The organism is Enterobacter sp. UNJFSC 003, assembly GCF_036903355.1.
In the GTDB taxonomy this organism is placed as follows: Bacteria; Pseudomonadota; Gammaproteobacteria; order Enterobacterales; family Enterobacteriaceae; genus Enterobacter.
In genome coordinates, this window is the sequence record NZ_JBAKHK010000125.1 from 1 (window position 1) to 280 (window position 280).

Below are 280 nucleotides of genomic sequence, written 5' to 3' on the forward strand. Positions count from 1 at the left end.
GCATTTGATGCTGCTGCAAAAGAGAAGTCAGATGCTGATGCTGCATTGAGTTCTGCTATGGAAAGCAGGAAGAAGAAAGAAGATAAGAAAAGGAACGCTGAAAATAAATTAAACGAGGAAAAAAACAAGCCTCGCAAGGGAGTTAAAGATTACGGTCATGATTATCATCCAGATCCTAAAACTGAAGATATAAAAGGGCTGGGTGAGTTAAAAGAGGGTAAACCAAAAACTCCAAAGCAAGGTGGTGGCGGTAAACGTGCTAGATGGTATGGAGATAAAG

At 40.4% G+C, this 280-nt stretch carries 1 protein-coding gene; it reads left to right on the top strand.

Annotated features, from left to right (window positions below; translation table 11 throughout):
• Positions 1-280 (top strand): colicin E3/pyocin S6 family cytotoxin (locus tag V5P19_RS23410; protein WP_334407931.1); only part of this gene is annotated, 280 nt, incomplete at both ends.